The 2752-nt window shown below is 48.6% G+C and carries 2 protein-coding genes; one reads left to right on the forward strand and one right to left on the reverse strand.

The window, feature by feature from the left end; genetic code table 11:
• The first annotated feature begins 358 nt into the window (after positions 1-358).
• A complete protein-coding gene (gene prfA, locus ACESLU_RS13840) occupies positions 359-1432 on the forward strand; it encodes a peptide chain release factor 1 (protein ID WP_372639219.1) in 1074 nt (357 codons plus the stop codon).
• Positions 1433-1581: 149 nt separating this feature from the next.
• On the opposite strand, the gene ACESLU_RS13845 is transcribed toward prfA, so the two are convergent.
• Positions 1582-2752, reverse strand: a 1171-nt coding sequence (locus tag ACESLU_RS13845; RefSeq protein WP_372639218.1) for a phosphoenolpyruvate carboxykinase (ATP), incomplete at its 5' end; no start/stop codon positions are given.

Below are 2752 nucleotides of genomic sequence, written 5' to 3' on the forward strand. Positions count from 1 at the left end.
CCCGCTCCCAGAAAACCAAGCCTGAAATTGGCCGATAAAGGATTCCTGCTCATTGAATCATCATGGTTAAGTTTAAATTTTGAGGCAAAACATAAGCATTTTTCGGATGGGAATTAAGCGTTGGCATAAAAGAACTATATGAAGCCTTTGCAAAACCGTTCATTTGGCCAATCTCTGCATTTTCGCGTATTCAACATCCTCACACAGTATAACCTCCCGATTGTTCGGAAGGGAGAAATCCGGGCTAAAAGTCTTGATTTAATTCCGGTTCCAAATTCTTCATTTTGTCGAAAGAATCGTATTTTAAGCCACCGAAGGTTCGGAAGTTAATAATTCAAAATGACAGTTAAGCATGGATATTGAGGCAAAGTTGGAGCAGGTTCGGGAACGATTTGAAGAAGTGACAGCGGCCATGAGCGATCCTGCGGTCTATGATGATCCCGAGCGGTATACCGAATTGACAAAAGAGCACAGCGAGCTGAAACAGCTGGTTGAACTCTATGAGGAATGGAAGGATATCGGCCATCAGATCGAAGGGAATAATGAGCTCATAGAAGAAGGCGGTGACGCGGAAATAACGGAAATGGCCAAAGAGGAAATCAGTGAGCTGGAACCCCGGCTCGAACAGCTGGAAGAAAATATTAAGTTTAAGCTTATTCCCAAGGATCCGGACGATTCCAAGAATGTGATTGTGGAACTCCGGGCCGGCACCGGGGGCGATGAAGCGGCTATCTTTGTGGGAGACCTGTTTGACATGTACCGTCGCTATGCGGATAATATGGATTGGAAACTAAACCTCTTGAGTATTAGTGAGTCTGTCATAGGCGGTTATAAAGAACTCACTTTTGGGTTGGAAGGGGAGGAAGTATACGGCAAGATGAAATACGAAAGCGGGGTACACCGCGTGCAGCGGGTGCCGGAAACCGAAACGCAGGGACGGGTCCACACTTCCGCCGCCACGGTGGCCGTCTTGCCTGAAGCCGAAGAAGTTGACATTGAGATTAATACAGCTGACCTCCGGATCGATACGTTCCGGGCCAGCGGGGCCGGGGGACAACATGTAAACAAGACCGATTCGGCTATCCGTATTACCCATGAGCCTTCGGGAGTCGTAGTGGAATGCCAGCAGGAACGCTCGCAGCATCAGAATAAGGAGAAGGCGATGAAGATGCTGCGCTCCAAGCTGTATGAAAAAGAGGAGGAAAAGCTCCGCAGAGAACGCGATAAGGAGCGCCAGAGCCAGATATCAACCGGGGATCGCAGCGCCAAAATTCGAACCTATAATTTCCCGCAAAGCAGGGTGACCGACCATCGGATAAATCTCACACTCTATAACCTCGAGGATATTATGAAGGGAGAGGTGGATGAGATCATCGAAGCCCTCCGCGTACAGGATAATCTGGACAAACTGAATGCCGTGATGGAAAATTAGCTTGGAAATTAAACATCTCCGATAACGCGTATTCAATCGTACGAGCAGGCTCACTCAAAATAACCTACCCCGAGGCAGGAACCACTAACTGTTTAAAAGGGAGCGAGTCTGCCGGGGACATAAAGCATAGCCTCATAGTATGCAATCAACTAATAATTCGTTGGTCCCGCTTTCACCAGTTCCCCCCTTACTTTCCCCTCAAATTGCTTGAAGTTTTCAATAAACATTCGCGCAAGCTTCTCTGCTTTTTCCTCATATGCCTCTGGGTCGTCCCATGTATTGCGGGGTTTTAACATATCATTGGGAACGCCCTGTACTTCCCTGGGAATGGCCAGGCCAAATACGGGGTCCCTGTCAAAAGACCGATCTTCAATATTTCCCTCAATGGCTTCCGAAAGCATTTGCCGGGTATGGGCTAACCTTATCCGGTGACCGGTGCCATGAGGCCCCCCGGTCCATCCTGTATTTAAGAGCCAGACCGTAGCCTTATGCTTACGAATTTTATCAGCCAGCAGCGTTGCATACCGGACAGGGTGGAGGGGCATAAATGGCGCACCAAAGCAGGCAGAGAAGGTAGCCCGGGGTTCAGTAATTCCGCGTTCGGTCCCGCCTACTTTTGCCGTATATCCACTCATAAAATGATACATCGCCTGCTCGGGGGACAGCCTGGAAATAGGCGGAAGCACCCCGAAAGCATCACAGGTTAAAAAGATCAGGTGGTTTGGATGCCGGCCGGTTCCGTCTTTTCGTGCGTTAGGGATGTAGTGAATGGGATAGGCACAACGCGTATTTTGCGTATGGGTGACGTCATCGAAATCGGGTTGCCTGTTATCATCCAGTACCACGTTTTCGAGAATAGTTCCGGGCATTCTTGTTGTGGCATAGATCAGGGGTTCACTATCACCGGAGAGATTTATCGTCTTTGCATAGCATCCGCCTTCGATATTAAAGACCCCATTTTCGCTCCACCCGTGCTCGTCATCACCAATAAGCATCCGATTTTCATCGGATGAGAGGGTCGTCTTTCCCGTTCCGGATAATCCAAAAAACAGGGCTGTTTTCCCCTCCTTATCCATATTGGCCGAACAATGCATGGCCATTACGCCTTGTTTCGGTAGCAGGTAATTCATAACTGAGAAGATTCCTTTTTTGACTTCCCCGGAGTAGAGGGTTCCGCCTATTAGAATAATCCTATCCTCAAAATTGATGAGGATAAACGTTTCACTTTCCGTACCATCCACCGTAGGGTCGGCCTTGAAGTTCGGTGCGGCGAGGACGGTGAAATCTGGCTTGTGGTTTTTAAGTTTTTGTTCCGGGGGA

It is taken from the genome of Fodinibius sp., from assembly GCF_041642155.1.
Lineage (GTDB): Bacteria > Bacteroidota > Rhodothermia > Balneolales > Balneolaceae > Fodinibius.